Annotated in this window: 22 protein-coding genes and 1 tRNA gene; 10 read left to right on the top strand and 13 right to left on the bottom strand. The window is 56.6% G+C overall.

Going from position 1 to position 23,686, the window contains the following annotated elements; genetic code table 11:
* Positions 1 to 2: 2 nt before the first annotated feature.
* The 4 genes from RA157_RS14105 to RA157_RS14090 form a co-directional block, all read right to left on the bottom strand.
* Positions 3 to 479 (bottom strand): (2Fe-2S)-binding protein, encoded by a 477-nt coding sequence (locus tag RA157_RS14105; RefSeq protein WP_350333769.1) that lies wholly within the window; start codon positions 477 to 479, stop codon positions 3 to 5.
* Positions 480 to 481: 2 nt separating this feature from the next.
* Complete coding sequence (locus RA157_RS14100) at positions 482 to 1,339, bottom strand: FAD binding domain-containing protein (RefSeq protein WP_350333768.1); 858 nt, start codon at positions 1,337 to 1,339, stop codon at positions 482 to 484.
* A gap of 208 nt (positions 1,340 to 1,547) precedes the next feature.
* Positions 1,548 to 2,024, bottom strand: a complete 477-nt coding sequence (locus RA157_RS14095) for a DUF4760 domain-containing protein (protein WP_350333767.1) — start codon at positions 2,022 to 2,024, stop codon at positions 1,548 to 1,550.
* 255 nt (positions 2,025 to 2,279) lie between these two features.
* Positions 2,280 to 2,353 (bottom strand) — tRNA-Gln (locus tag RA157_RS14090).
* 206 nt (positions 2,354 to 2,559) lie between these two features.
* Here RA157_RS14090 and RA157_RS14085 point away from each other — a divergent pair.
* The 7 genes from RA157_RS14085 to RA157_RS14055 all read left to right on the top strand — a co-directional run bounded on the left by RA157_RS14085 (position 2,560) and on the right by RA157_RS14055 (position 9,444).
* Positions 2,560 to 3,891, top strand: coding sequence for a malonyl-CoA decarboxylase (locus RA157_RS14085; protein WP_350333766.1), 1,332 nt, complete (start codon positions 2,560 to 2,562; stop codon positions 3,889 to 3,891).
* A gap of 81 nt (positions 3,892 to 3,972) precedes the next feature.
* Complete coding sequence (gene nrtS / locus RA157_RS14080; protein ID WP_350333765.1) at positions 3,973 to 4,191, top strand: nitrate/nitrite transporter NrtS; 219 nt, start codon at positions 3,973 to 3,975, stop codon at positions 4,189 to 4,191.
* A 502-nt stretch (positions 4,192 to 4,693) separates the two neighbouring features.
* Positions 4,694 to 5,491: a 2-(1,2-epoxy-1,2-dihydrophenyl)acetyl-CoA isomerase PaaG gene (gene paaG, locus RA157_RS14075; RefSeq protein WP_350333764.1), complete on the top strand. Its 798-nt coding sequence runs from the start codon at positions 4,694 to 4,696 to the stop codon at positions 5,489 to 5,491.
* Positions 5,492 to 5,959, top strand: a complete 468-nt coding sequence (paaI, locus tag RA157_RS14070; protein WP_350333763.1) for a hydroxyphenylacetyl-CoA thioesterase PaaI — start codon at positions 5,492 to 5,494, stop codon at positions 5,957 to 5,959. It begins immediately after the preceding gene.
* Entirely contained in the window at positions 5,960 to 7,270 is a 1,311-nt protein-coding gene (gene paaK / locus RA157_RS14065; protein ID WP_350333762.1) for a phenylacetate--CoA ligase PaaK, read from the top strand.
* Between the two features lie 4 nt (positions 7,271 to 7,274).
* On the top strand, positions 7,275 to 7,883 hold the full coding sequence (locus RA157_RS14060; protein WP_350333761.1) for a TetR/AcrR family transcriptional regulator: 609 nt from the start codon (positions 7,275 to 7,277) through the stop codon (positions 7,881 to 7,883).
* A 127-nt stretch (positions 7,884 to 8,010) separates the two neighbouring features.
* Positions 8,011 to 9,444, top strand: coding sequence for a pyridoxal phosphate-dependent decarboxylase family protein (locus tag RA157_RS14055; RefSeq protein ID WP_350333760.1), 1,434 nt, complete (start codon positions 8,011 to 8,013; stop codon positions 9,442 to 9,444).
* Between the two features lie 37 nt (positions 9,445 to 9,481).
* Here RA157_RS14055 and RA157_RS14050 read toward each other — a convergent pair whose 3' ends face one another.
* From RA157_RS14050 to RA157_RS14020, 7 genes are all read right to left on the bottom strand, one after another.
* Positions 9,482 to 11,473 carry a CocE/NonD family hydrolase gene (locus tag RA157_RS14050; protein WP_350333759.1) on the bottom strand — a complete coding sequence of 664 codons (1,992 nt, stop codon included), beginning with the start codon at positions 11,471 to 11,473 and terminating at the stop codon, positions 9,482 to 9,484.
* A gap of 114 nt (positions 11,474 to 11,587) precedes the next feature.
* Positions 11,588 to 12,694: a 1,2-phenylacetyl-CoA epoxidase subunit PaaE gene (gene paaE / locus RA157_RS14045; protein ID WP_350333758.1), complete on the bottom strand. Its 1,107-nt coding sequence runs from the start codon at positions 12,692 to 12,694 to the stop codon at positions 11,588 to 11,590.
* A gap of 30 nt (positions 12,695 to 12,724) precedes the next feature.
* The gene (gene paaD, locus RA157_RS14040) at positions 12,725 to 13,231 is read right to left on the bottom strand and encodes a 1,2-phenylacetyl-CoA epoxidase subunit PaaD (RefSeq protein ID WP_350333757.1); all 507 of its coding nucleotides are present in this window, start codon (positions 13,229 to 13,231) and stop codon (positions 12,725 to 12,727) included.
* Positions 13,232 to 13,238: 7 nt separating this feature from the next.
* A complete protein-coding gene (gene paaC, locus RA157_RS14035) occupies positions 13,239 to 13,991 on the bottom strand; it encodes a 1,2-phenylacetyl-CoA epoxidase subunit PaaC (protein ID WP_350333756.1) in 753 nt (250 codons plus the stop codon).
* The gene (gene paaB, locus RA157_RS14030) at positions 13,991 to 14,314 is read right to left on the bottom strand and encodes a 1,2-phenylacetyl-CoA epoxidase subunit PaaB (protein ID WP_350333755.1); all 324 of its coding nucleotides are present in this window, start codon (positions 14,312 to 14,314) and stop codon (positions 13,991 to 13,993) included. The genes paaC and paaB overlap by 1 nt, the downstream gene beginning before the upstream one ends.
* Positions 14,315 to 14,326: 12 nt before the next feature.
* Positions 14,327 to 15,325, bottom strand: a complete 999-nt coding sequence (gene paaA / locus RA157_RS14025; RefSeq protein ID WP_350333754.1) for a 1,2-phenylacetyl-CoA epoxidase subunit PaaA — start codon at positions 15,323 to 15,325, stop codon at positions 14,327 to 14,329.
* Positions 15,326 to 15,417: 92 nt separating this feature from the next.
* On the bottom strand, positions 15,418 to 16,314 hold the full coding sequence (locus RA157_RS14020) for a PaaX family transcriptional regulator (RefSeq protein WP_350333753.1): 897 nt from the start codon (positions 16,312 to 16,314) through the stop codon (positions 15,418 to 15,420).
* A 269-nt stretch (positions 16,315 to 16,583) separates the two neighbouring features.
* Between RA157_RS14020 and RA157_RS14015 the strand changes: the two genes are divergently transcribed.
* The 3 genes from RA157_RS14015 to RA157_RS14005 are packed head-to-tail and all read left to right on the top strand — an operon-like array spanning position 16,584 to position 21,782.
* Positions 16,584 to 17,138 (top strand): PadR family transcriptional regulator, encoded by a 555-nt coding sequence (locus RA157_RS14015; RefSeq protein WP_350333752.1) that lies wholly within the window; start codon positions 16,584 to 16,586, stop codon positions 17,136 to 17,138.
* 28 nt (positions 17,139 to 17,166) lie between these two features.
* Positions 17,167 to 18,285 (top strand): efflux RND transporter periplasmic adaptor subunit, encoded by a 1,119-nt coding sequence (locus RA157_RS14010; protein ID WP_350333751.1) that lies wholly within the window; start codon positions 17,167 to 17,169, stop codon positions 18,283 to 18,285.
* Positions 18,282 to 21,782: an efflux RND transporter permease subunit gene (locus tag RA157_RS14005; RefSeq protein ID WP_350333750.1), complete on the top strand. Its 3,501-nt coding sequence runs from the start codon at positions 18,282 to 18,284 to the stop codon at positions 21,780 to 21,782. Before RA157_RS14010 ends, RA157_RS14005 begins: the two co-directional genes overlap by 4 nt.
* 175 nt (positions 21,783 to 21,957) lie before the next feature.
* On the opposite strand, the gene RA157_RS14000 is transcribed toward RA157_RS14005, so the two are convergent.
* Both RA157_RS14000 and RA157_RS13995 read right to left on the bottom strand, forming a co-directional pair.
* Entirely contained in the window at positions 21,958 to 22,872 is a 915-nt protein-coding gene (locus RA157_RS14000) for a CDP-alcohol phosphatidyltransferase family protein (RefSeq protein ID WP_350333749.1), read from the bottom strand.
* 5 nt (positions 22,873 to 22,877) lie between these two features.
* On the bottom strand, positions 22,878 to 23,579 hold the full coding sequence (locus tag RA157_RS13995) for a phosphatidylserine decarboxylase (protein ID WP_350333748.1): 702 nt from the start codon (positions 23,577 to 23,579) through the stop codon (positions 22,878 to 22,880).
* Positions 23,580 to 23,686 lie beyond the last annotated feature (107 nt).

Genomic DNA, 23,686 nt, shown 5'->3' with positions numbered 1-23,686 from the left:
GGTCAGGCTCCTCTCATTTCTGCAGCAGCATCCATGACTGCGCGGATGATCTTGTCATAACCGGTGCAACGGCAGAGATTGCCTGCCAGCCAGTACCGGACTTCTATCTCAGACGGATCGGGATTTTTCTCAAGCAGAGCCTTCGCCGCCACCAGAAAACCCGGTGTGCAAACGCCACACTGCAGGGCGGCATGCTCAAGGAACTTCCTCTGTAGCGGGTGCAGGGTTTCACCATCCGCCATGCCTTCAATCGTGTCGACCCTTGCCCCTTCCGCTTCGGCTCCCAGCACCAGGCAGGAACAGACCAGACGGTCATTGACCATGACACTGCAGGCCCCGCAATCGCCTGAGCCGCAGCCTTCCTTGCTGCCCGTCATGCCCATGCGATCCCGCAGAACATCCAGCAGGGTTTCATCCGGCTGGCAGATGAATTCAGCTTCATCACCGTTGATGGTGGTTGTTACGTGAATGCCAGACATGATTATCCCCGTGCGCGTTCGAGTGCGATGCGCGCGGCCCGTTCGGCAAGAACACCGGCGATCTTAATGCGGAACTCTCTGGTGCCGCGCTTGTCGTCAATGGGTTTGCAGGCAGCCGATGCGGCTGCGGCCATTCTGGCCAGCGCTTCGTCATCAACCTTCGTGCCAATCAGCGCGTCAGCCGCATCCTTGACGTTGAGAACGGTGATAGCCACCGCGCCAAGTGCGACAGAGGCTTCCGTGCAGGTGCCGGTTTCATCCAGCGCCAGACGAACGGCACAGCCAACAACGGCGATATCCATTTCCGTCCGCGGAATGAACCGCAGATAGGCATCGCCCGAGCGTGGTGCCCGCTTTGGCAGACGGATGGCTTCAATCATCTCACCTTTTGCAAGGCTGGTACGACCGGGTGCTGCCGGCACATCTTCAACCTTTATCTGGCGACGCCCATCGGGACCGACGATTTCAACCGTGGCACCGGCGGCTACGAGACCCGGCACGCTGTCAGCAGCGGGAGAAGCATTGCAGAGATTGCCCACCATGGTGGCCCGGCCCTGCACCTGGGTTGAACCGATGAGCTCGGCCCCTTCCACAACGCCCGGCCAGGCCTTGCTGAGAGCATCATGCTCCCCCAGTTCGACGCAGGCCACAGCCGCGCCGATGCGGAAACCCTCGTCATCTTCGACAATATCGCGCATGCCGGGGATCTTCTTGATATCGACAATCAGATCCGGCTCAACCATACCGCTGCGCAACTGCACCAGAACATCCGTGCCGCCGGACAGAACCCGCGTCACGCCACCTTCCGATGAAAGCAGGCCAACCGCCGCCTCCACCGTTTGAGGAGCTTCAAATCGCATTCCAGGTCTCACTTTTGTGCCAACCGGTTACACCAGTCAGCCTGTTTATATTCTTTGAGATTTCTTCCGGTGCGCACGGTCAATTCACCTCTCCACACACCAGCTTCCAGTGCCAGACTATGGCATCTGCGCAGAGGCTTTGAAAGAGCCAAATTGGGGGAATTGTAGCGGGTTAAATCGGAAAGGGAATGATTATGAATCGCTTTGATCATCCATGATTACGCGCTCTCTCAACCAACCACTCAAATTCACGGAACAGGACATCTGACTCCGTAAGGGCACGAAGACGTGTAATAAACGGCTCAGCATGCCGCCAATGGGTCAGTAGCCCGCTCTTGAACCAGAGGAAATAGAGTTCCTCATCAATAATTCCGCGTTTGATGCCAATGGCATAAATCTCATATTGGTTCAGGACAACGCGTATCTTCTCAACATCATCAGTGGCCAGTTTGTCCTTTTCCGCATAGGGAGCGAGGCCCGCGGGTTGCTTTGCAAGATCATTGAAACGCGCCTGAGCCTCAATGATATCCTTGTCACGTTCTGATTGGCTGATCATATCGAGGGTCGTACGCTTGAGGGCAATCTCTCTTTGCGTGCGAATTCCCCAGATGGCTATTGCTGCGGCAACAAGTCCAACCGCTGCCGCGATACCGGCGGAAATGTAAATGGCCCAAACCTCAGCCACAGCGTCCCCCAAAACACAAAAGGCTCACAACGTACCGTTGAAAGCCTTTGATAGAACACAATATGACAGAGTATTGTCAATGGCCTTGTCAGACCAGACCGCCCCAACCTTCTTTTGTCGCAAGAATCATCATCTTCGCCTTTCACTCAACTCTCAGAAACCGGTTGATAGCAAAGGTTTCATCGATAAAAGCTAACTTACTTTCATACTATATATGGGACTTTAACAAAGCATTGTAAAGACTAGTTTGTCTTTTGGCTGGGGAACCTGGACTCGAACCAGGACCGACGGAGTCAGAGTCCGCTGTTCTACCATTAAACTATTCCCCAGTAGAACAAACCTCGTAAAGAGGTGCGCTGTGGCGCTTTGGATGACGGGTATCTATAGCCGGATTCGATCCACGTCAACCCCTCGTCACAGGTCTAGGGTCAAGAGTTTGGTTTTGACGGTTAAAACGCCACATAGATGTGCATAAGTCTGACAGAACCTCCAGCCGGAACCGGCAAGGGATAGACCAGACACAGGACCGCGAGACATGAACAGCCTCTTCACCATCGATATGTTGTCTACCATTGCTGAACGGGGCCGCCGCATGGTGGGTCTGGATCGGGAGCGACGGCTGTCGGCCAAAGACATGCACAGCCTTGCCGACGAATTGCTGTCAAAGACCGGGGAAGCGGGCAATGTGGCCCGTGCAGATGACCTGCTCTGTCATTACAGCACGCTCGACAGTGCTGCCTGTACCGGTTTTTTCCGGGCACTTCTGACCGATTTCGATGTTGACCGGGACAAGCTGACAGAAGCGGCAGAAACCTACCTTGCAGACCAGAGCGCGAGGAACCAGGCCCGGCTGCGGGATGCCAGTGAACCCCGCCGGGCAGAACTGCTCCGCCGCCTCAATATGGCTCCTGACGGGACCCGGCATCTGGTGCAGATGCGCGCAGACCTGCTTCAACGGCTGAAATCTCATGCGGACCTGAAAACAGTGGATGATGACTTTGCCCGGCTGTTCACCGCCTGGTTCAACCGGGGTTTTCTGGTTCTGCGGCGTATCGACTGGCAGACGCCAGCGGCGATCCTTGAGAAAATCATCACTTATGAGGCAGTTCATGCCATTCAGGACTGGGATGATCTCCGCCGCCGGATCGATCTGCCGGACCGGAGGCTTTACGCTTTTTTCCACCCTGCCCTTGTGGATGACCCGCTGATTTTCGTCGAAGTGGCCCTGACGCGGGATATCCCTGACAGGATTGCAGGCATTCTGGCTGATGACCGCGACGTCATCGAGCCCGAGAAGGCCGGCACTGCGGTATTCTATTCAATCTCCAACTGTCAGGAAGGCCTCAAGGGTGTGTCGTTTGGCAACTTCCTGATCAAGCAGGTGGTGGAAGAGCTGAGCCGTGAACTGCCAAACCTCAAGAATTTCGTGACCCTGTCTCCCATTCCCGGTTTCAGACAATGGCTGTCCCGACAGTCGTCTGAAAAGAGCGGTGATAACGGAGACTCAGATGATGACCTGCTACAGCTTCTCAATTCCCGTCACTGGATGAACGATCCGGGCACGGAACAGGCACTCAAAGACCTGTTAATGCCACTGGCAGCGCATTATTTCCTCGCCGCCAGGGATCATCGTGGCCGGGTGCCAGATCCTGTGGCACGGTTTCATCTGGGGAACGGCGCACGCCTTGAGCGGCTGAACTGGCTTGGGGATGTTTCAGATCGCGGTCTCGACCAGTCTGCCGGGCTGATGGTGAACTACCTCTATGACCGCAAGGATATCGAAGCGAATCACGAGGCTTTTTCCAATGACGGCGTCATTGCATCGGATGCAGCGGTTAGAAAATTGGCAAAAGCGGTGAAATCGTAACGCAAGTGGCCTGAAATACTTGCCTTTGGTGGGCGAATATGGTGTGAGGGATCTATCGCTTCGTACCAAATGAGAGCCTGAATGCCGGATACGACTCTGTCCCGCGTCTTCCGTCCGCCCATTTTAAACCGGTCCATCAAGGTGGCCGTGATTGTTGGTACCCTGCTCAACCTCATCAACCAGGGTGACCGTATCTTCGTGACGGGTGACCCTGACCTGCTGAAACTGGTCCTCACCTATCTGGTGCCCTTCTGCGTGTCATCCTACGGCGCCTGGTCAGCATTGAAAGACAAAGACTAGGGTCAAGACTCATTGCTCATGCCCATTCTGTTCATCAGGGAAGTACAGAATGGGCAGGAACAAGAGCGCCGGACAGTTGGACCCTATTCAAGCTGTTGTTTGTGGTCAGGCAGAGCTTCCCTGATGAACCCGAAGGGCGGGGCCATTTTAGCGCCCGGCTTTGTTGGAGATCCTTGAAAACCGGAAGGTTTCCTGCGGACCTCCGCCGCGCTGGACGAAAAAATGACTATCGCAGAATGGACGTGAGCAATGAGCCTTGACCCTAATCTCTCCTTCTCTCTGGTATCTTTTCCGCAGCTTTACAGCGTGCTTCTGAAAAGTTGATAGACTTTTCAGACAAAAGCTCGCGCAGAGACAAACTCTTAAAGCACCACTGCAAATTCAAGTTAAACGTCTGGTGCTTTCGCGTCTAACGGCTCTGGCGTTGACAGGCATTCTTCTTCCGTGAACAATTCACTGACCGGGCGGTCAGCAAATCAAGGAGCCCGGCGGGAGGATTGTCATGGCAGAACAGACGGTGCTTGTGGACAGACGGGATGGGTTCCATCTCCTGACGCTCAACCGACCGGACAAACTGAATTCCTTCAATGATGCAATGCATGCCGAGCTGATGGCTGCGCTTGTGACAGCAGAAAATGATGATGCATGCCGGGCAATTGTCCTGACAGGAGCCGGTCGCGGGTTCTGTGCCGGGCAGGACCTCGGAGATCGCGTCTCGCCGGATGCATCAGATGGCCCGCCGGACCTCTCCGAGAGCATTGAAACCCGTTATAATCCACTGGTGCGAAAACTTCGCTCTCTGCCCTTCCCCATAGTCTGCGCGGTGAATGGCGTTGCAGCTGGTGCCGGTGCCAATCTGGCACTCGGGTGCGATATTGTTCTCGCGGGCCGCTCAGCCAAGTTCATTCAAGCCTTCTCAAAGATCGGCCTTGTGCCGGATTCAGGTGGCACCTGGCTTCTGCCGCGTCTTGTGGGCATGCCGCGTGCGCGGGCCCTGGCGCTTCTGGCTGAGCCAGTTTCAGCGGAACAGGCCGAGGACTGGGGCATGATCTGGAAAGCCGTGGATGATGACGTGCTGATGGACACAGCCCTGACAATGGTGGCCCGTCTCGCAGAAGGCCCGACACTGGGATACAGTTTCATCAAACAGGCTCTCGACGCTGCGGAAACCAATTCGCTGGACGACCAGCTCGAACTTGAATGCCGCCTGCAGGGCGAAGCGGGACGCTCTCCGGACTATGCGGAAGGTGTCCGGGCTTTCATGGCCAAACGTCCACCCAAGTTCACAGGGAGACGCTAGATGGCCCAGACAGCAGACGAGCTGGCAAAAGCCTGTGCGGCCGCGCTCTGGCAAACGGATCAGGCCAGCCAGTCCATGGGCATGCAGCTGGATGCGGTCTCACCCGGCAAGGCCTGCGTTTCCATGCTGGTGACAGACGTTATGGTCAATGGTCACGGCACCTGCCATGGTGGTGTCATCTTCACGCTGGCCGATTCAGCCTTTGCCTTTGCCTGCAACAGTTACAATCAGCGGACGGTGGCCCAGCATTGCAGCGTTACTTTTCTGACCCCGGCCTATCTGGGAGACCGGCTTGTGGCAGAGGCAACAGAACGCCAGAGACAAGGACGGTCCGGCATCTACGACATTGTAGTCCGGACGGAGAAGGACATGACCATTGCCGAGTTTCGCGGCCATTGCCGCACAGTGAAAGGCACACTGCTGCCGCCGGAGGACGTCGCATCAGAGGCCACAGAGGAGGACTGTTGAATGCTGGATCTCAGCCCGAAACCAGGTGATCTCGACCCGATCGAGACAGCATCCCGTGACGCCATTTCAGCGCTGCAGCTCGAGCGTATGGCGTGGTCCCTGCGCCATGCCTATGAGAATGTGCCCTTCTATCGCTCTTCCTTTGATGAGGCCGGTGTTCATCCCGATGATCTGAAAAGCCTTGAGGATCTCCGACGCTTCCCATTCACCACCAAGGCTGATCTCAGAGACAATTATCCGTTCGGCATGTTCGCCGTTCCCAGAGAGAAAATCCTTCGTGTGCACGCGTCATCCGGAACAACCGGCAAGCCGACGGTTGTGGGATATACAGAGCAGGACATTTCCAACTGGGCTGATCTGGTGGCACGATCCATCCGCGCTTCCGGTGGTCGACCCGGCATGATCGTTCACATCGCCTATGGCTATGGCCTGTTTACCGGCGGACTTGGAGCCCATTACGGCGCGGAACGACTGGGCTGCACAATCGTGCCGATTTCCGGTGGCATGACAGAGCGCCAGGTGATGCTGATCCGGGATTTCAAACCGGATATCATCATGGTCACCCCGTCCTACATGCTCTCCATTCTGGATGAGTTCCGAAAGGAAGGGCTGGACCCGCGCGAAACTTCTCTGAAAGCCGGTATTTTCGGCGCGGAACCGTGGACCAATTCCATGCGGCAGGAAATCGAACAGGCCTTCGACATGCACGCAGTCGACATTTACGGCCTGTCGGAAATCATGGGCCCCGGTGTTGCCAATGAATGTGTGGAGACCAAGGACGGGTTGCATATCTGGGAGGATCATTTCTACCCGGAGATTATCGACCCCGTGTCCGGTCAGCCCGTTGCAGACGGTGAGGAAGGAGAACTTGTCTTCACCACCCTGACCAAGGAAGGTCTGCCGATTATCCGGTATCGGACACGGGATCTCACCCGCCTTCTTCCTGGCACAGCCCGCTCCATGCGGCGGATGGAAAAAGTCACGGGTCGTTCGGACGATATGATGATCATTCGGGGCGTCAATGTCTTTCCAAGCCAGATTGAGGAACAACTCCTCCGCTGTGACGGACTTGCCCCTCACTACCAGATAGAGCTCAGCCGTGAGGATCGTCTCGACGTGATGACGGTTTATGTGGAATCACGTATGGACCATAGCGATGCCGATGCCCGTTCCCATCTCGGTCATGAACTGGGACAGCATATCAGAAACAATATCGGCATCGGAGCGCGGATTGTGGTTGATGAACCGGGAAGTGTTGAACGTTCCCTCGGCAAAGCCAGACGCATTGTTGATCTGAGATCAAAGGACTGACCACGTGGCCCGAGCCCGCGCTGATGATTATGATGACAAACGCCAGGCCATTCTTGATCAGTCGGCCAGACTATTCGCCATACATGGTTTTGACCGGGCATCGATGAGCAGGATTGCGGAGGCCTGTGGCGTGTCAAAGGCCCTGCTCTATCATTATTACAGCGCCAAGGATGCGCTGCTCTATGACATTGTCCGCTCTCATCTGGAACATCTGATCCGGGTGACAACAGCCGCCAGTGAAACGGAAAAGAGTGAAGCAGGGGCGGCCACTCCGGAAGACCGGTTGAAAGCACTGATTTCAGCTTTGCTTGAGGCCTATCGGGATGCGGATGCCCAACACAAGGTCCAGATCAACCATCTCTCCAGCCTGCCGGACCATCAACAATCGGAGCTGAGGGCCATGGAGCGCAAGCTGGTCAAACTGTTTGCGGAGAGCATCAGTGCTGTTCACCCTTCCCTGAAAGACAGTCCCAAGCTGAAGCCTGTGACCATGTCGCTCTTTGGCATGCTCAACTGGCATTATCTGTGGTTTCAGGACGGTGGTGACCTCAGCCGCGAGGATTATGCCGAGATGGTCATGCGGCTGATTGCTGACGGTGCCCGCAACATCTGAAGACCACTTCTTTCTGCTGGGCCTAATCCCCGGTTTTGAAAATAGAAAGCTGTGCATACGGCATTGACTTCCCCCGTCGAACGCCGTCTTGTCGCCCCGACGCAAGACTCGCAATCAGGCTCCTGTCATGACCAAAGAAGGCAACCGGCTCGACCCAGCCAACTGGGACGACTATCGCAAGAGCATGCATGATCTCCTTGAGACATGCCTTGACCGTCTGTCCTCAGCCCGGGACCTGCCCTGGCACCCCAAACCGGACAATATGGGTGATCAGGTTTCCCTGCCTCCCATGATCGAGCCGGAGAGCCCGGACAGACTGTTTGACCGGATCAGCCAGGACATTATGCCCTATGCCACAGGCAACACTCATCCCCGGTTTTTCGGCTGGGTCCAGGGTGGTGGCTCACCGCTGGGTGTGGCTGCAGAACTTGTGGCGGCCACCATGAACAGCAATTGCGGTGGCCGGGACCATGGCGCAACAGAAGTGGAACGGTCTGTCATCAACTGGCTTTGCGGTCTGGCCGGATTGCCGGAAACAGCCTTTGGCATTCTGACCTCCGGCACATCACATGCCACCATTCTGGCCTTGTCAGCAGCTCGATACAGACTTTTCGGGCCGGACATCCGCACCAAGGGCGTAAAAGCCTTCCCTGACATCAGCCTTTATGCAGCAGCCGGAGCACATTCCTGCTTTGAGAAAGCGCTGGAAGTTCTGGGTTATGGATCTGACGCACTCCGCACCATTCCCCTGACTGGCAAAGGGCAAATGGACCTCGACGCGCTTCAGGCCCGGATTGCTGCGGACCGTGCAGCGGGGATAGCACCGCTCGCCGTCATTGCCACGGCCGGCTCCGTCAATACGGGCAATTTCGACCCGATTGCAGACCTGGCCGACCTCTGTGAGGCAGAAGATATCTGGCTGCATGTGGATGGCGCCTTCGGCTTCTGGGCACTGCTGGCAGAGGCTCCATGGTCTGACCTCTGTGCCGGGATAGGCCGTGTACAGTCGATTGCCTGCGATTTTCACAAATGGATGTCGGTTCCCTATGATTGCGGGGCCTGCCTGATTTCAGACAGCCAACTTCACCGGGACACCTTCCTTTCCCGCCCCTCCTATCTGGAATCTCAGAACAGTGGCCTGGGTGGCGGGGATCTCTGGTTCTGTGACTACGGGCTGGAACTGTCGAGAGGATTCAAGGCACTGAAGGTCTGGGCAACCCTGCAGGGCTATGGCACAGACGCACTCGGGGCCTATGTGACAGACAATTGCAGACAGGCAAGGCTGATGGGTGAACTCGCCACGGCCTCAGACGTTCTGGAACTCGCCTGCCCTGTTGTTTCGAATGTCTGCTGTATCCGGCCCATAAAAGGCGATGCCAGCGCCATCGCCGCCAGACTTCAGCTGTCCGGTGAGGTGGTCTTTTCCACCACCCGGATCAACGGCGAAAACTGCCTGCGCGCCGCACTCGTCAACCACCGCACCACATCAGATGATATCCGTCTGGCCGTAGAGGCAGTCGAACGCGAGGTACGGTGCTCCAGTCAAGAGGCCAAAGCCTGAAGCCGGTTTTAGGGCCCAGGCCCTGGATGTGGTTTCCCTATAGCCAGTCTCTTTCGATCTCGGTTTCCCAGGTCCGTTCATGGATCAGCTCATCGCCTTCAAAAGCGGAAACATTGGCAGACAGGTAGTACCGCTCGCCATCACAGCGCATTGTAGAATAGGCAATGGTTTTCACAGACCAGTGCCCACGCCGGAAGGCTGACGTATAGGTGGAGGTGGCCCGGGCAGAGAGTGGGTCATTCGGATTGATAATCCACGTCTCATCCCGCACATGCCGCGTGCAGAGACCATGCTCCGGCATTTCGCTTTCACCCGTATCAGACATGACTCGATAGCGGGTTACACCGGTCTGCAGGTCATGCTCGACCCAGCGTTGATCATCCGCACAAACATGGCTCTTGTATTGCGGCAGCGGATCGGGATTGTCGGGCTCTGGCATGGTGTAATCATCTCCGCCCGAACGTGTCGGCAGATCGAGTGCGCTGACTGAGCCCACCACAATGGTAGCCGTCGGATCTTCGCTTTGTGGCAATATGAACGGCCAGTACTGGGTGGAGATGGCAATCCTCATCCTGTGACCAGGCAGAAAACGGTAGCCGCATTCATCAAGCGGGATGGCAATATCGACCAGCTCCCCCGGTGTCATCAGCTCAGGCGCCTCATTGCCCTGACGGTGGGCAAGGTTGAGAATGCCGAGGCTGACCCGATTGACCTGACCGTCTGGCCGCACATCATTAAGCCTGACAGCAATATTGCCACGCCGACCATCTATCGATAGGCGGAGTCTGACCACAGGCCTGCCGAGAATTTCAACGCCTTCTTCCAGAACAGCCGTGTCAAAGGTCAGCGAACCGGCATCGTCCATGGTCTGGTCGCCGGGCAGGTCTGCATCCGGTTTCAGGCTGAAGAATTCACCGCAGGCCATGCCGCATTCAAGTGGTGACCTGACCTGCAGTTCTCCGTCCGGGCCTTCTTCTTCGGTCAGGTGGCCATGCTTGCCCAGGTAGAGCGTCTTGATCGCGCGGTCTTTGGGCGGCCAGTCAGGTTCTGCGACCCATCGGCCCGGTTCCCGCTCTCGCCAGCCACCGGGAGCGACATCTTCCGAGATATAGGCCCTGTAGGCCGGGATATCTTCACAGGCATTCTCCTCACCGCGCAGCCATTGCCCCCACCAGCGGATTGCCTCCTTGTGAAAATCAATGCGGGGATGGGGATAGGCAAAGTGGGGATATTTGTGAATCCACGGGCCGTTGATGGCCTTGCTGTGGGTCGGAAGATGCTCAGCACAGGCAGGCGGCGCGTTGATATAGCCATCTCCCCACCCGCTGATCACCAGACACGGGACCCGAACCCTGCTGTAATCCTCGGAAATTGAACCATGTTTCCAATAGGCATCCTTGGCCTGATGCCTGAGCCAGATATCAAGCGGAAACGGCTGGCTCTTCAGGCGGTTGAGCCACATATCCCGCCATTGATCACCCACCAGCTCCGGGTCCGGCGCGCGTGAGGCATAGGACAGCATGACACTGGACCAGCCGAAATTCGACGAGAGATGCGCACCACCCTTGTAATGGATGTCATCATTGAACCGATCAACCGTAGACCCGATGGAGATGACGGCCTTGAGCGGCTCAGGTTGAAGTGCTGCAATCTGGAGACCATTGAACCCGCCCCAGGAAATCCCCATCATTCCAACGGAGCCGGAACACCAGTTCTGGGCGGCAATCCAATGGATGACCTCAACCCCGTCCGACAGTTCTCTGGGGGAATACTCGTCATCCCAATCCCCGTCCGATTCACCATTGCCTGAGAGATCGACCCGTACACCGGCAAAACCAGCCTCCGCAAACACCGGATAGGTACTCTCGTCACGGGGCGCTGTGCCATCTCTCTTGCGGTAGGGAATATACTCAAAAACTGCCGGAACCGGGTTATTCTCAGCCCCATCCGGCATCCAGACCCGCGCAGCCAGCCTGCGTCCATCTGCCAACGGAATAAAGATGTTTTCCCAAACTGTATGACCTGTCATGTCTGCCTCTCGGAATCAGCCCTCCGCCGAGAGTATGTGCCCGAAATCTGCCCAAGAAAAGGCATCAATCCATCATGGAAATGCCAGGGTGGATCAGCAGGTTCCGATCACACGTCAGACATCGTCATAATCCACCAGAATATGACCGGAGATGGGGCGGGTCTGGCAGGTCAGGATATAGCCTGCTTCGACTTCCCAGGGCTCAAGCGAGTAGTTGACAGCCATATCGGCCTCCCCTTCGACCAGCCTGGCACGACAGGTGCAACACATGCCGCCCTTACAGGAAAACGGCGCTTCAACACCTTCGCGGATTGCACCATCAATAATGGTCTCTCCCGGCTTGAGGGAAATGGTCTGCCGCGCTCCATCCATGATCATGTCAACGCGAGTAACCTCATGCGGTGCATTACTCTTTGAAGCATTATTCTTTGATACTGACCCGGCTCTTTGGGGCTCTGCGCCCTCTGCCGGGGTAAACAGCTCCGTATGAATGCGCCCCTCAGGCAACCCGGCCTCTGCCAGAACCTTCGCAGCCGTCTCTGTCATAGTGCCGGGGCCGCAGAGAAAAGCATGATCAATCCGGGAGGCCGGGAGAACCGAAGTGAGGAACGCAGCAATCTTCTCCCTGTCCAGTCGGCCGGACAGAATAGGCAGATCCTGATCCTCGCCTGACAGCACATGATAGACCGACAGGCGACCCATGAACCTGTCCTTCAGATCATCAAGCTGGCTCTTGAACAGAATGCTCTGAGCCGTGCGGTTGCCATAGAAGAGGAAAAATCGGCTTTCTGCATGACTGGCCAGCGCGGTCTTGATCATCGACAGGATCGGTGTAATGCCGGACCCGGCGGCAAAACCCGCATAAACCGGAGCATCATCCTGTTCGTTCTCGCGCTCTCGTTCCGGCAGAGTGAACCGCCCCATCGGCGTCATGACCTGCAGGTCCATTCCAGGCTCAAGTCCATTGTTGGCGAAGGATGAGAACCGCCCGCTCTCGACTGCCTTGATCGCCACCCGGATATCTTCCGCACCAGCTGAACAGATTGAATAGGAGCGCCGGATATCCTCTCCGTCTATCTCTGAACGAAGGGTCAGATATTGCCCGGGAAGAAAACGATAGGCGCCTTTCAGATCGTCAGGCACATCAAAGGAAATAGACACGGCATCGGATGTCTCCCGCCGGACATCCTTGATGGTCAATGTATGAAATTGCGGGCTCATGGCCTGGTCCTCGTCAGTACCTGATTGACATCAGATGCATTTGAAATAGTCGAACGGTTCCGCACATGACTGGCAGCGGTAAAACGCCTTGCAGGCCGTTGAACCAAACTCCGATACCCGTTCGGTATCAGAACTGCCACAACGGGGGCATGGCACATCGTCAATGCCAAACAGAACCCCGCGCCCGGCCTTCCCGACCGGTGGTGCAATGCCATAATCCCGCAGTTTCCGTTTGCCGGTCTCAGTCATCCAGTCCGTTGTCCAGGCGGGCGAGAGAACTGTTTTCACACATACATCCGGGAAACCGGCCTTCAGCAGAGCGGCCTCCACCTCAACAGCAATCATCGACATGGCCGGACAGCCGGAATAGGTCGGTGTGATAACGGCCAGCACCTTGCCATCCTCATCAACGGACACATCCCTCAGAACCCCCAGATCAGCAATGGTCAGGACGGGGATTTCGGGATCACAGACCGTGGCGGCTGCCTCATAGGCACGTCTGTCACAATCGGTGTCTGGAAATGCTCTCTGATGCATGAGCGCCTCACCATGTGCCGCCGGGATAGGCCCGTTGCAGGAACTGCATTTCAGACAGGATGTGGCCGAGATGCTCCGAGTGGAGCCCCTGCCTGCCACCCGTCTGCATATAGCCGTCAGCCGGACATGTGAGGGTTGCCTGCGCCAGGACATTCTCAACAGTCTTCTGCCATTGTTCCCTTAAACTGGCAGGGTCAACCGCAACGCCGTTTCCTATCAAGGCGTTCTCAATGGCATCAGTCTCGAACAGCTCACCGGTATAATCCCACAACTCTTCCAGCGCGTTCCGGCATCGCCTGTGACTCTCATCCGTCCCGTCCCCGAGACGGATCACCCATTCGGCACTGTGACGCAGATGATAGGCCATCTCCTTTTCGGCCTTGGCGGCAATAGCTGCCAGGGTCTCATCCCGTGAACCCGTCATCGCCTGCCAGAATGGATGCATGAAAGCGGAAAACAACAATTGGCGCATGATGGTCCTGCCAAAGTCGCCATTGGGCTGCTCCACCAGCAGGATATTTCGGAACTCCCGGCAGTCACGCAGAAAGGCGAGTTGATCCTCATCACGGTCTTCACCCTCCCGCTCAGCTGCATAAGCATAGAGCATGCGAGCCTGACCAATCAGATCAAGCGCGATATTGGATAGCGCAATATCTTCTTCCAGAGTTGGCCCATGACCACACCATTCGCTGAGACGCTGGCCGAGAATGACGCAATTGTCTGCCAGACGCAGACTGTATTCAACCACAGGGTCTCTCATCACATATTCTCCACTTCCTCGGGGAGGTCATAGAATGTGGGATGGCGATAGATCTTGGTTGTTGCGGGCTCGAACAGCATATCCCGGTCGTCTGGATCACTGGCGCTGATCGCACTAGATGGAACAACCCAGATAGACAGTCCCTCACCCCGCCGGGTGTAGACATCACGGGCTGCCTGAAGCGCCATTTCCGCGTCTGCTGCATGAACGCTTCCTGCATGGCGATGGGCCATACCATTGCGGGAGCGGATGAACACTTCCCAGAGCGGGGTTTTGGGCGGGGTTTTGGCAGATGCCCCCGCAGAACCGGTTTGATCACTCATGCCCACCTCTCCCTATTCTGCTGCAACGGATGCAGCCTTGCGGCGCGCAGCCTGCTTTTCGGCAAATGCCAGGGCAGCATCGCGAACCCATGCACCATCCTCATGCGCCTTGCGACGATCCGCCATCCGCTGACGATTGCAGACACCACCTCCCCTGACGACGCGATTGAATTCGTCCCAATCGATCGCGCCATAATCCCAATGGCCGGATGTGGCGTTGAACTTCAGATCAGGGTCCGGCACCTCAACACCCAGAACCTGCGCTTGCGGCACGGTGGCATCGACAAATTTCTGGCGCAGATCATCATTTGTGAACCGCTTGATCTTCCAGGCCATAGACTGGGCACTGTGCCGGGAGTCGCTGTCGGACGGACCGAACATCATCAGGGCCGGCCACCACCAGCGGTCAAGGGACTCCTGCACCATCTGCCGCTGGGCTTCTGTCCCCTTCATCATGGTCAGCAGAAGCTCATACCCCTGCCGTTGGTGGAAACTTTCTTCCTTGCAGACCCGGATCATCGCCCTCGCATAAGGGCCGTAAGAACAGCGACAGAGCGGGATCTGGTTCATGATAGCCGCGCCATCCACCAGCCAGCCAATCATGCCTATATCCGCCCAGCTCAAGGTCGGATAATTGAAGATGGAGGAATATTTGGCCGTGCCATAAAGAAGCTGGTCAACCAGCTCTTCGCGTGAAACCCCGAGTGTTTCGGCGGCCGAGTAGAGATAAAGGCCATGACCGCCTTCATCCTGCACCTTGGCCAATAGGGCCGCCTTGCGACGCAGGGTCGGTGCACGGGTGATCCAGTTGCCCTCCGGCAGCATGCCCACAACTTCGGAATGCGCATGCTGAGAGATCTGCCTGACCAGAGTCTTGCGATATGCCTCCGGCATCCAGTCATTCGGCTCGATTTTCTCTTCCCGATCAATGCGCGCCTGAAAATGCCGAAGCCGGTCTTCATCCTCAGCAGCTGCCGCAGTTTCAGGCTGATTCAACCCTTGCGTATACATGGAGTTCTCCCGGCTTTGCTCTCCTCTTACATAATATGTCACGAAATTTGTTAATTACAAATTTTTCCGTAACATATAGCGATATACTTTCTCTAGATCCCCTGTCTAAGACTGGAGAACCGGCTGCCCAGACGCCCGGCTTCCGGGGGAAGAGCACCCTCCTCGCACCTGGCATGCTCATCAAGCCATGCCTCTGCCAGCGTGACCACCCTGCGATAGATCGCGGCAACCAGTGCATGTGCCTCATACCCCGGCCAGCGCTCCGGGAGCATGTGTTCCGGGAGAAGCGGGTCGCGCAGCACAACACGTCTGAAATCGTGGATCAGCAGCAACCGGAGGATCAGCGCCTCTTCGTCTCCAATGTCATATCCCTCTTCAAGCGCTGACAGAACCGGCCGATAGAGAGTGCTGAACTGCCGGTAGGATTCTGCCAGCGGTGTGAGGTCCCATGCCTTGTCCGTCAGGCCCTGTGCATGGCGGATATGTGTCGTTTCACATTGAGTGACATCATCAGGCAAAGCCTTGATCAGCTCGTCAGACGGCGCGCAAATCACCATCACCGAGCCGTTAATCTGCCCGGCTCCCGTCCGCTCCAGCATCTTTCGAAGTTCAGCCCGCCTCTCCGCTTCATCAGGAAGAATGACAAGCAGCCAAGGTGCATCTTCTCCGGGATAGCGGGCATGATAAATCCGCCCATATGCCTCCGAAAACAGCGTTTCACCAGTGTCGGACAGGCGGTAGTAGCTGTTTCGCCCGACACGATTTCTGACGAGAAGCCCGTCTGCAGCCAGTCGTGACATGGCCGTCCGAACTACACCGGCCTCAACGCCGCAGGCCTCCATCACGGACAACAGGCTGCCGAGCCACAGCGATCCTCCCCGATGCAGCACGGCATCTCCATAGAAGGAAACAATCAGCGACCAGGCCCGAATTGGCGTGCGTCGGTGGTAGGCGGTAAGCAGCGGATTAAGAAGCGGCGTATTCAGCATGGTCTTGGTCTCGGGCGATTTCCCCCTCAGTGTGGCCTCACTTAAGAGAAACCGCAACGCAGCTTGAAGGCAAAATCAATCCAGAGGGAAAAGTTGGAGTCAGGGTCTAGGGTCATAGCTTGATCCAGACGAGGCGTGTCTGAATAAAATGGCGCGCGGTACTATATGACGGCTTGAAATATATCAAACGAGAATATAGATAGACACCATATATCGGTTCGTCATATAATGACCGGATATATGACAATCAGAAACTGCCGGGTTATCACATGGGTATGAATGTTCGCACGCTGTGCCTGTCGATCCTCTATTTCCAAGAAGCGACGGGATACGAAATTCGCAAGCTGTCGACAGAAGGTCGGTTCAGCCATTTCGTTGATGCGAGCTTCGGGTCCATTTATCCGGCGCTGGGGCGTCTGGAACAGGACGGGCTGGTCACCTCCCGGGAAGAAACCCAGATTGGCAAACCGGCGCGCAAGATCTTCTCGATTACCGAGGCAGGACGACAGACTTTTATTGAAGAACTCAACCAGCCTCCATCTCAGGACGTGTTCCGATCCGAATTTCTGATGATCGGCATGTGTGCAGAGCTGGTTGATGCACCGCGGATTGCCGCGGCCATCGAAACACGGCTCGGGCAGCTTGATGCCGAGCTGGAGCACATCACTTCGGTGCTGGAAGACTGTGAACACCCCGGCACACGCTGGGTCTGCGAATACGGGCTGCACTGCATCAGCTCATCAAAAGACTATCTGACCAAGAATAGAGCGCGGCTTGAGGCAATTGCCGAACAGGCCGCAGCAGCAAGGGACGCGGCCGAATAACGGCCATTGAAAGAACAGAGGGACGGATATGGGCTTCCGTATCAAAGGATCATATATCATTGCTCTGGCGATTACCGCCGGTCTGGGCGCGTGGATGGCTGCCGGAGACGTGGTGATCGGCGGTCAGGGTGACGGGGCGAATGCGACGCCACCACCGGCAGAGCGACAGGATGGAAAGACCGACCTGTTCAAGGTTCGGGTCAAGCAGATCGAAGCCGGAATCCGCAAGCCGGTTCTGGAAATTCGCGGCCGGACCGAGGCGGATATCCGGATGACGGTTCGGGCGGAGACAACAGGCCTGCTGATGGAGCGCTTTGTCAGCCGTGGTGATCACGTCAAAAAAGGTGACCTGGTCTGCCGTCTTGACCCAAGGACCCGTAATGCTGAAGTTGCGCGTGCCAAAGCCGCTCTTGCCCGCGCTGAGCTGGATTATGAGGCCCAGAGCACCCTGAGCGACAAGGGTTTTGCCTCCAAAACCCGCGTTTCTGCAGAACGCGCCAATCTTGATGCCGCCCGGGCCAATCTGGCTGCAGCAGAACTGGAGCTGAAACGGACCGAAGTCTACGCTCCGGCAAATGGCGTTGTTCTTGACCCGATTGCCGATGTCGGCGAACTCCTTGAAGCGGGCAATCCGTGCATCAGCCTTATGGACGCCAATCCGATGATGCTGATCGGCCAGGTCTCGGAGCGCGATGTGGCCCAGCTCAAAATCGGGGATAAGGCCAAGGCTGAGTTGATCACCGGTCAGAGCACCATCGGAACCATTCGGCATATTGCCAGCGCGGCAGATGCACAGACACGTACCTTCCGGGTTGAAATCCACATCGATAATGCGGACCTGTCGATCAAGGATGGGGTCACTGCCGTTGCTTTTGTCCAGCTGCCGGACGTCAAGGGTCATCTGATTTCCCCTGCCCTGCTGACACTGTCTGATAACGGACGGGTCGGCATTCGTACGGTGAAAGACGGCATGGTGAAATTCTACCCGGTGAAGATACTGGGTGACACGGGTGACGGTGTGTGGATTGCCGGTCTTCCGGACACGCTGACCCTGATCACCGTCGGACAGGACTATGTTGTTGACGGTCAGGCTGTTGAAGCGGTTGCCGAACAGGATGTCACCGAACAGAACGGGGCGCAGTCATGATTTCCGCTCTCGAAACCATTCTGCACCGGCCACGAACCATCCTCACACTGATGGTGGTGATGATTGTTGCCGGGATTGCCACCTATATCGCCATCCCAAAAGAGGCTGACCCGGATATCGACGTTCCGGTGTTCTATGTCTCGGTTGTTCAGCAGGGCATTTCGCCGGAAGACGCGGACCGCCTGCTGGTTCGACCGATGGAAACCACCCTGCGCAGCCTTGACGGCCTGAAGGAACTGACGGCCATCGCATCGGAAAGTCACGCCGGTTTCGTGCTGGAATTCGATGCTGACTTCGACAAGGACAAGGCGCTGGCCGATATCCGCGACAAGGTTGACCAGGGCAAGGCCGAACTGCCGGAAGAGGCAGAAGAGCCGACCATTACGGAAACCAATTTCGCGCTGCAGCCAACGATTATCATCACGCTTTCCGGCGACGTGCCAGAGCGGACGCTCTATCGGCATGCCCGCCGCCTGAAGGACGAGCTGGAAGCCATTTCTTCTGTCCGGTCTGCCGATCTCAGTGGCCATCGTGAAGAAATGTTCGAAGTTATCATCGATATGATGAAACTCGAATCCTATGATGTCACCCAGCAGGAACTGCTGACGGCACTGACCAACAACAACCAGCTTGTTCCTGCCGGTTTTCTGGATACGGGCAAAGGACGCTTCAACGTCAAGGTGCCGGGTCTGGTTGAAACGGTACAGGACGTTTACCAGCTTCCCATCAAGCAGAATGGCGAAGGTGTCGTAACCCTCGGCGACATTGCCGATATCCGCTACACCTTCAAGGATGCCAGCCAGTTTACCCGTGTAAACGGCAAACCGGCGATTGCGCTTCTGGTGGTCAAGCGGATTGGCACCAATATCATCGAGAACAACACAGCTGTTCGGGCGGTTGTTGAGCAGGCCTCAGCCGACTGGCCAAGCGCCATTCAGGTGAACTACCTGCTGGACAAGTCCACCTTCATCTATGAAGTGCTTGGGTCCCTGCAGTCGTCCATCCTGACTGCCATTTTCCTGGTCATGATCCTGGTCGTCGCGGCTCTTGGTCTCCGCTCGGCACTGCTGGTCGGACTGGCAATTCCTGCCTCGTTCATGGTTGGCTTCCTCATCCTTGGACTGGCCGGGTTCACGGTCAACATGATGGTGATGTTCGGCCTTGTGCTGACCGTTGGCATGCTGGTGGACGGTGCAATTGTTGTGACGGAATATGCCGACCGGAAACTGGCTGAAGGCCTTGATCCGGAGGACGCCTATATCCGTGCCTCAAAGCTGATGTTCTGGCCGATCGTCTCCTCCACAGCCACAACGCTGGCCGCGTTCCTGCCCATGCTGTTGTGGCCGGGTGTTCCAGGCGAGTTTATGAGCTATCTGCCAATCATGGTGATCATCGTGCTGTCAGCCTCGCTGGTCACAGCCATGGTCTTCCTGCCAGCCTCCGGCATTGCCACGGCACGGCTGGTTGCCTGGTGCGGTCGCCACGGACGCAAGCTGTTCCCCGGAACAATCGCGCTTCTGGTTGGCTTCATGGCCTACAACATCACCTCGACCAATCTTGGAGCCCTGTCCGCCCAGGCAGGGCCTGCCCTGCCGGTCGCAGCCCAGTCCATTCTGCCAATGGTATTGCTCTATGTTCTGCCTCTGGCTCTGGCGCTGGTCAGCATTCTGTTTGCGCTCAAGCTCTATGACTGGCGGAAGGCACGCAATGCAGACAAGCCACAGCATATTGACGAGAATGCACGCATCCTGTCAGCAAAAGGCCATTTCGATCCGAAAGCAGTAAAGGGTCTGACCGGCGTCTATGTGCGCTTCCTTAACCGTGCTGCAGGCACGCTTGTGGGCAATGTGGTGGTTCTGGCCGCCGTTCTTGGCGCGAGCTTTATGGTCTTCTACCTGTTCGGTTCCAACAATGCGGGCGTTGAATTCTTCGTCGACGAGGAACCGGACCAGGCCATTGTTCTGGTCTCCGGTCGCGGCAACCTGTCGGCTCTTGAGGCCGACCACCTTGTTGCTGAAGTGGAACAGCAGGTTCTGCAGGTTCCCGGCGTCAAGAATGTGGTCACCACATCGCATCCGGTTGGCGGCGGTGGCAGCGGCCCGGAACTTGGTGGCGTGCAGGACAAGCCTGCTGATGTGATCGGTGAGCTGAATGTAGAGCTGGCCAGCTATTGCTGCCGTCGTCGTGCGGTTGAGGTCTTTGCCGATATCCGCGAGCGCACTGCCAAACTTGCCGGTATCAAGGTGGAAGTCCGCAAGATCGAGGGTGGTCCACCAACCGGCAAGGATTTGCGCCTTCAGGTCACCTCTACCAATTATGATCTCGTGGCTCAGGTTACCGGTCGCATCCGCGCCCATGTGAACACCATGGACGGCTTGCGCGATGTGGAGGATTCCCGTCCCCTGCCCGGTATTGAATGGGAACTGGCCATTGATCGTGAAGAAGCCGGTCGTTTCAATGCAGGCATTGCCTCTGTGGGCGCTATGGTGCAGCTCGTGACCAACGGCATTCTGATTGGCACATCCCGTCCGGATGATTCCGAGGATGAGGTTGACATCCGTGTCCGCCTGCCGGAGGAACAGCGGACGCTGGACCGGTTCGAGCAGCTCAAACTGCGCACGCCGAACGGACAGGTGCCAATCCGGAATTTCGTCGAGCGGAAGCCACAGCAGAAGGTTTCACAGATCATCCGTCGGGACGGCCTCTACGCCATGGATGTGAAGGCCGACGTGATCGAGGAACTGGGCCTGACGCCAGATGACAAGGTGAACGAACTGGATGCATGGCTGAAGACCCAGACATGGCCGGAGAACGTGTTCTTCAAGTTCCGCGGTGCGGATGAGGAACAAAAGGAATCCGGGGCCTTCCTGATGAAGGCCATGCTTGGCTCGCTGTTCCTGATGTTCATTATTCTGGTGACACAGTTCAACAGCTTCTACCAGACCTTCCTCACCCTCTCGACCGTGGTCATGTCGGTGGTTGGCGTTCTCATTGGCATGATGGTGACGGGACAGAAGTTCTCAATCATCATGACCGGCACCGGCGTTGTGGCTCTGGCGGGGATCGTGGTGAACAATGCCATTGTTCTGATCGATACCTATAACCGCTTCCGTCATGATGGTATGGAGCCGCTTGAGGCTATTCTGAAAACCTCGGCTCAGCGTATTCGTCCGATCCTGCTGACAACGATCACGACGATTGCCGGTTTGGTGCCGATGGCCACACAGGTGAACTTCAACTTCTTCGACCAGATCGTTGCGGTTGGTGGCGTCACGGCCATCTGGTGGGTGCAGCTGTCAACCGCCATCATCTCCGGCCTGGCTTTCTCGACCCTGCTGACGCTGATTGTCATTCCATCCATGCTGGCCATGCCCGGCAACGTGGCGCGCGCCTTCTCGTCCAGAAAGAAGAAACGCGATGATGATGACCAGTCAGATGAAGCGGATGTCCATGAAGAAATGGGTGAGCTGGTCGAGCTGAAACACGCGGCGGAATAATTCCCCGTGTTACGAACGTAAAAAGCCGGTGGGGCCATTACCCTCACCGGCTTTTCTGTCTCTAGAGTATTTTGAGTTTAAACGGGGTCGTCCAAAATGCTCTATCTCCTTGTTTATAAGCATATTCTTGACCGAAAGCCGCGCACACTTTTCGGAAATATGCTCTAACGATACATCAATGAACGATGGTCTGGTCCGGTTTGGTAACAGATGGAGTCTCGACTGGAGCCGCATCCCTCTCACTCTCCCCGTCGCTATCATCCTCTCCATCACCGAGGCCGTCATCCTCATCGACCAGAGCAAGCTCTTCCGCATGCTCTCTCTCGTATTTCTTCCAGAAAAAGAAGCTCACCGGCAGGGTCAGCAGATAGCCCATGCTGATCATGGTCAGCACAGTCCAGGGATAGCTCATCAGAAGTGCGATAGCGGCGACAGTCAACACCAGGAACGGTAATACATGCTCACGCGGGATACGTCCGCTGACACGCTTTGTCGAGAATGTGGGCAGCTGGCTCACAAGCAGCAGTCCGACAATCATCGTGTAAACGGCCACCAGGCTCTCAAGGCCCGGCCAGCGCTCCATACCCAGAATGGTGAAATAGATGGGCAGAAAGACGATCAGGGCTCCAGCAGGTGCCGGAACTCCGGTAAAGAAACCTGCCTGCCATTCCGGTTTCTTCGGATCATCAAGCGCTGCATTGAACCGCGCCAGCCGCAGAGCCATGCCAATGGCATAGATCAGGCAGGCTATCCAGCCGAACGATCCCGTTTCTCCAAGCCCCCAGGCATACAGAACAATGGCAGGTGCAGCACCGAAATTGAAGAAATCTGCCAGGGAATCCAACTCGGCACCAAAACGGGATGCGGATTTGAGCAGGCGTGCCACCCGCCCGTCGAGACCGTCCAGAACTGCGGCCACCAGAATTGCAATAACCGCAGCCTCGAACCGACCCTCAATCGCAAAGCGAACGCCGGTAAGACCGGCGCAGATGGACAGCAGCGTTACCAGATTGGGAGCCATCACCCGGAGCGGGATTTTGCGGAACCGTCGTCGTGCGAGCTTCGGCTCAGTCTGGTCCGTGTCTGCCATCCGGCTTATCCTTCCCGATAGGTAGAGGTGGGTGCCTCTGTGGCGACCAGATCTGCAAGCACGGTTTCACCGGCAATCGCCGTCTGGCCAACGGCGACCTGAACTGGTGTTCCAACCGGCAGATACACATCCAGACGGGAGCCGAAACGAATGAGGCCAAAGCGATCACCCACCTGAATGGCGTCATTCTCATTTGACCAGCAAACGATACGGCGTGCAACAAGACCGGCAATCTGGACCACACCGATAGACGTGCCATCCGCATCAATCACAACGCCGTTCCGCTCATTGTCTTCGCTGGCCTTATCGAGCTCGGCATTGAGGAATTTGCCCGGCTTATAGGCAACCTTGGTGATGATACCACCCAGCGGTGCGCGATTCACATGGCAATTGAAGACATTCATGAACACCGAGACCCGCAACAGCGGCGTGTCTGACAATCCAAGCTCCGGTGGGGGAACAGCCGGGCCAACCGCAGAAACCGTTCCGTCTGCCGGGCTGATGACCAGGCCCTTGCCAACCGGTGTTACACGGGGTGGGTCACGGAAAAAGTAACATACCCAAGCGGTTATGATCAGGCCAATCCAGAACAGAGGATCAGCGAAGTAGCCCAGCACCACGCTTGTCACCGCAGCAATGGCGATGAACGGCCAGCCCTCGCGGTGAATGGGAACCATGGATGCCTTGATGCTGTCGATAATGGTCATAGTCGGTTATCTGCCCCGAAGGAGATCTCGGATGATCTGTTGCCTTTTGAAGGGGATAACCTATTCATCACCGCACGGCTCCCGTCAAGTCATGGCGGCACCGCGCG

It is taken from the genome of Coralliovum pocilloporae (genome assembly GCF_030845175.1).
Lineage (GTDB): Bacteria > Pseudomonadota > Alphaproteobacteria > Rhizobiales > Cohaesibacteraceae > Coralliovum > Coralliovum pocilloporae.
Note: the sequence above shows the minus strand (reverse complement) of the source record. Positions and strands in the feature narration are given on the sequence as shown.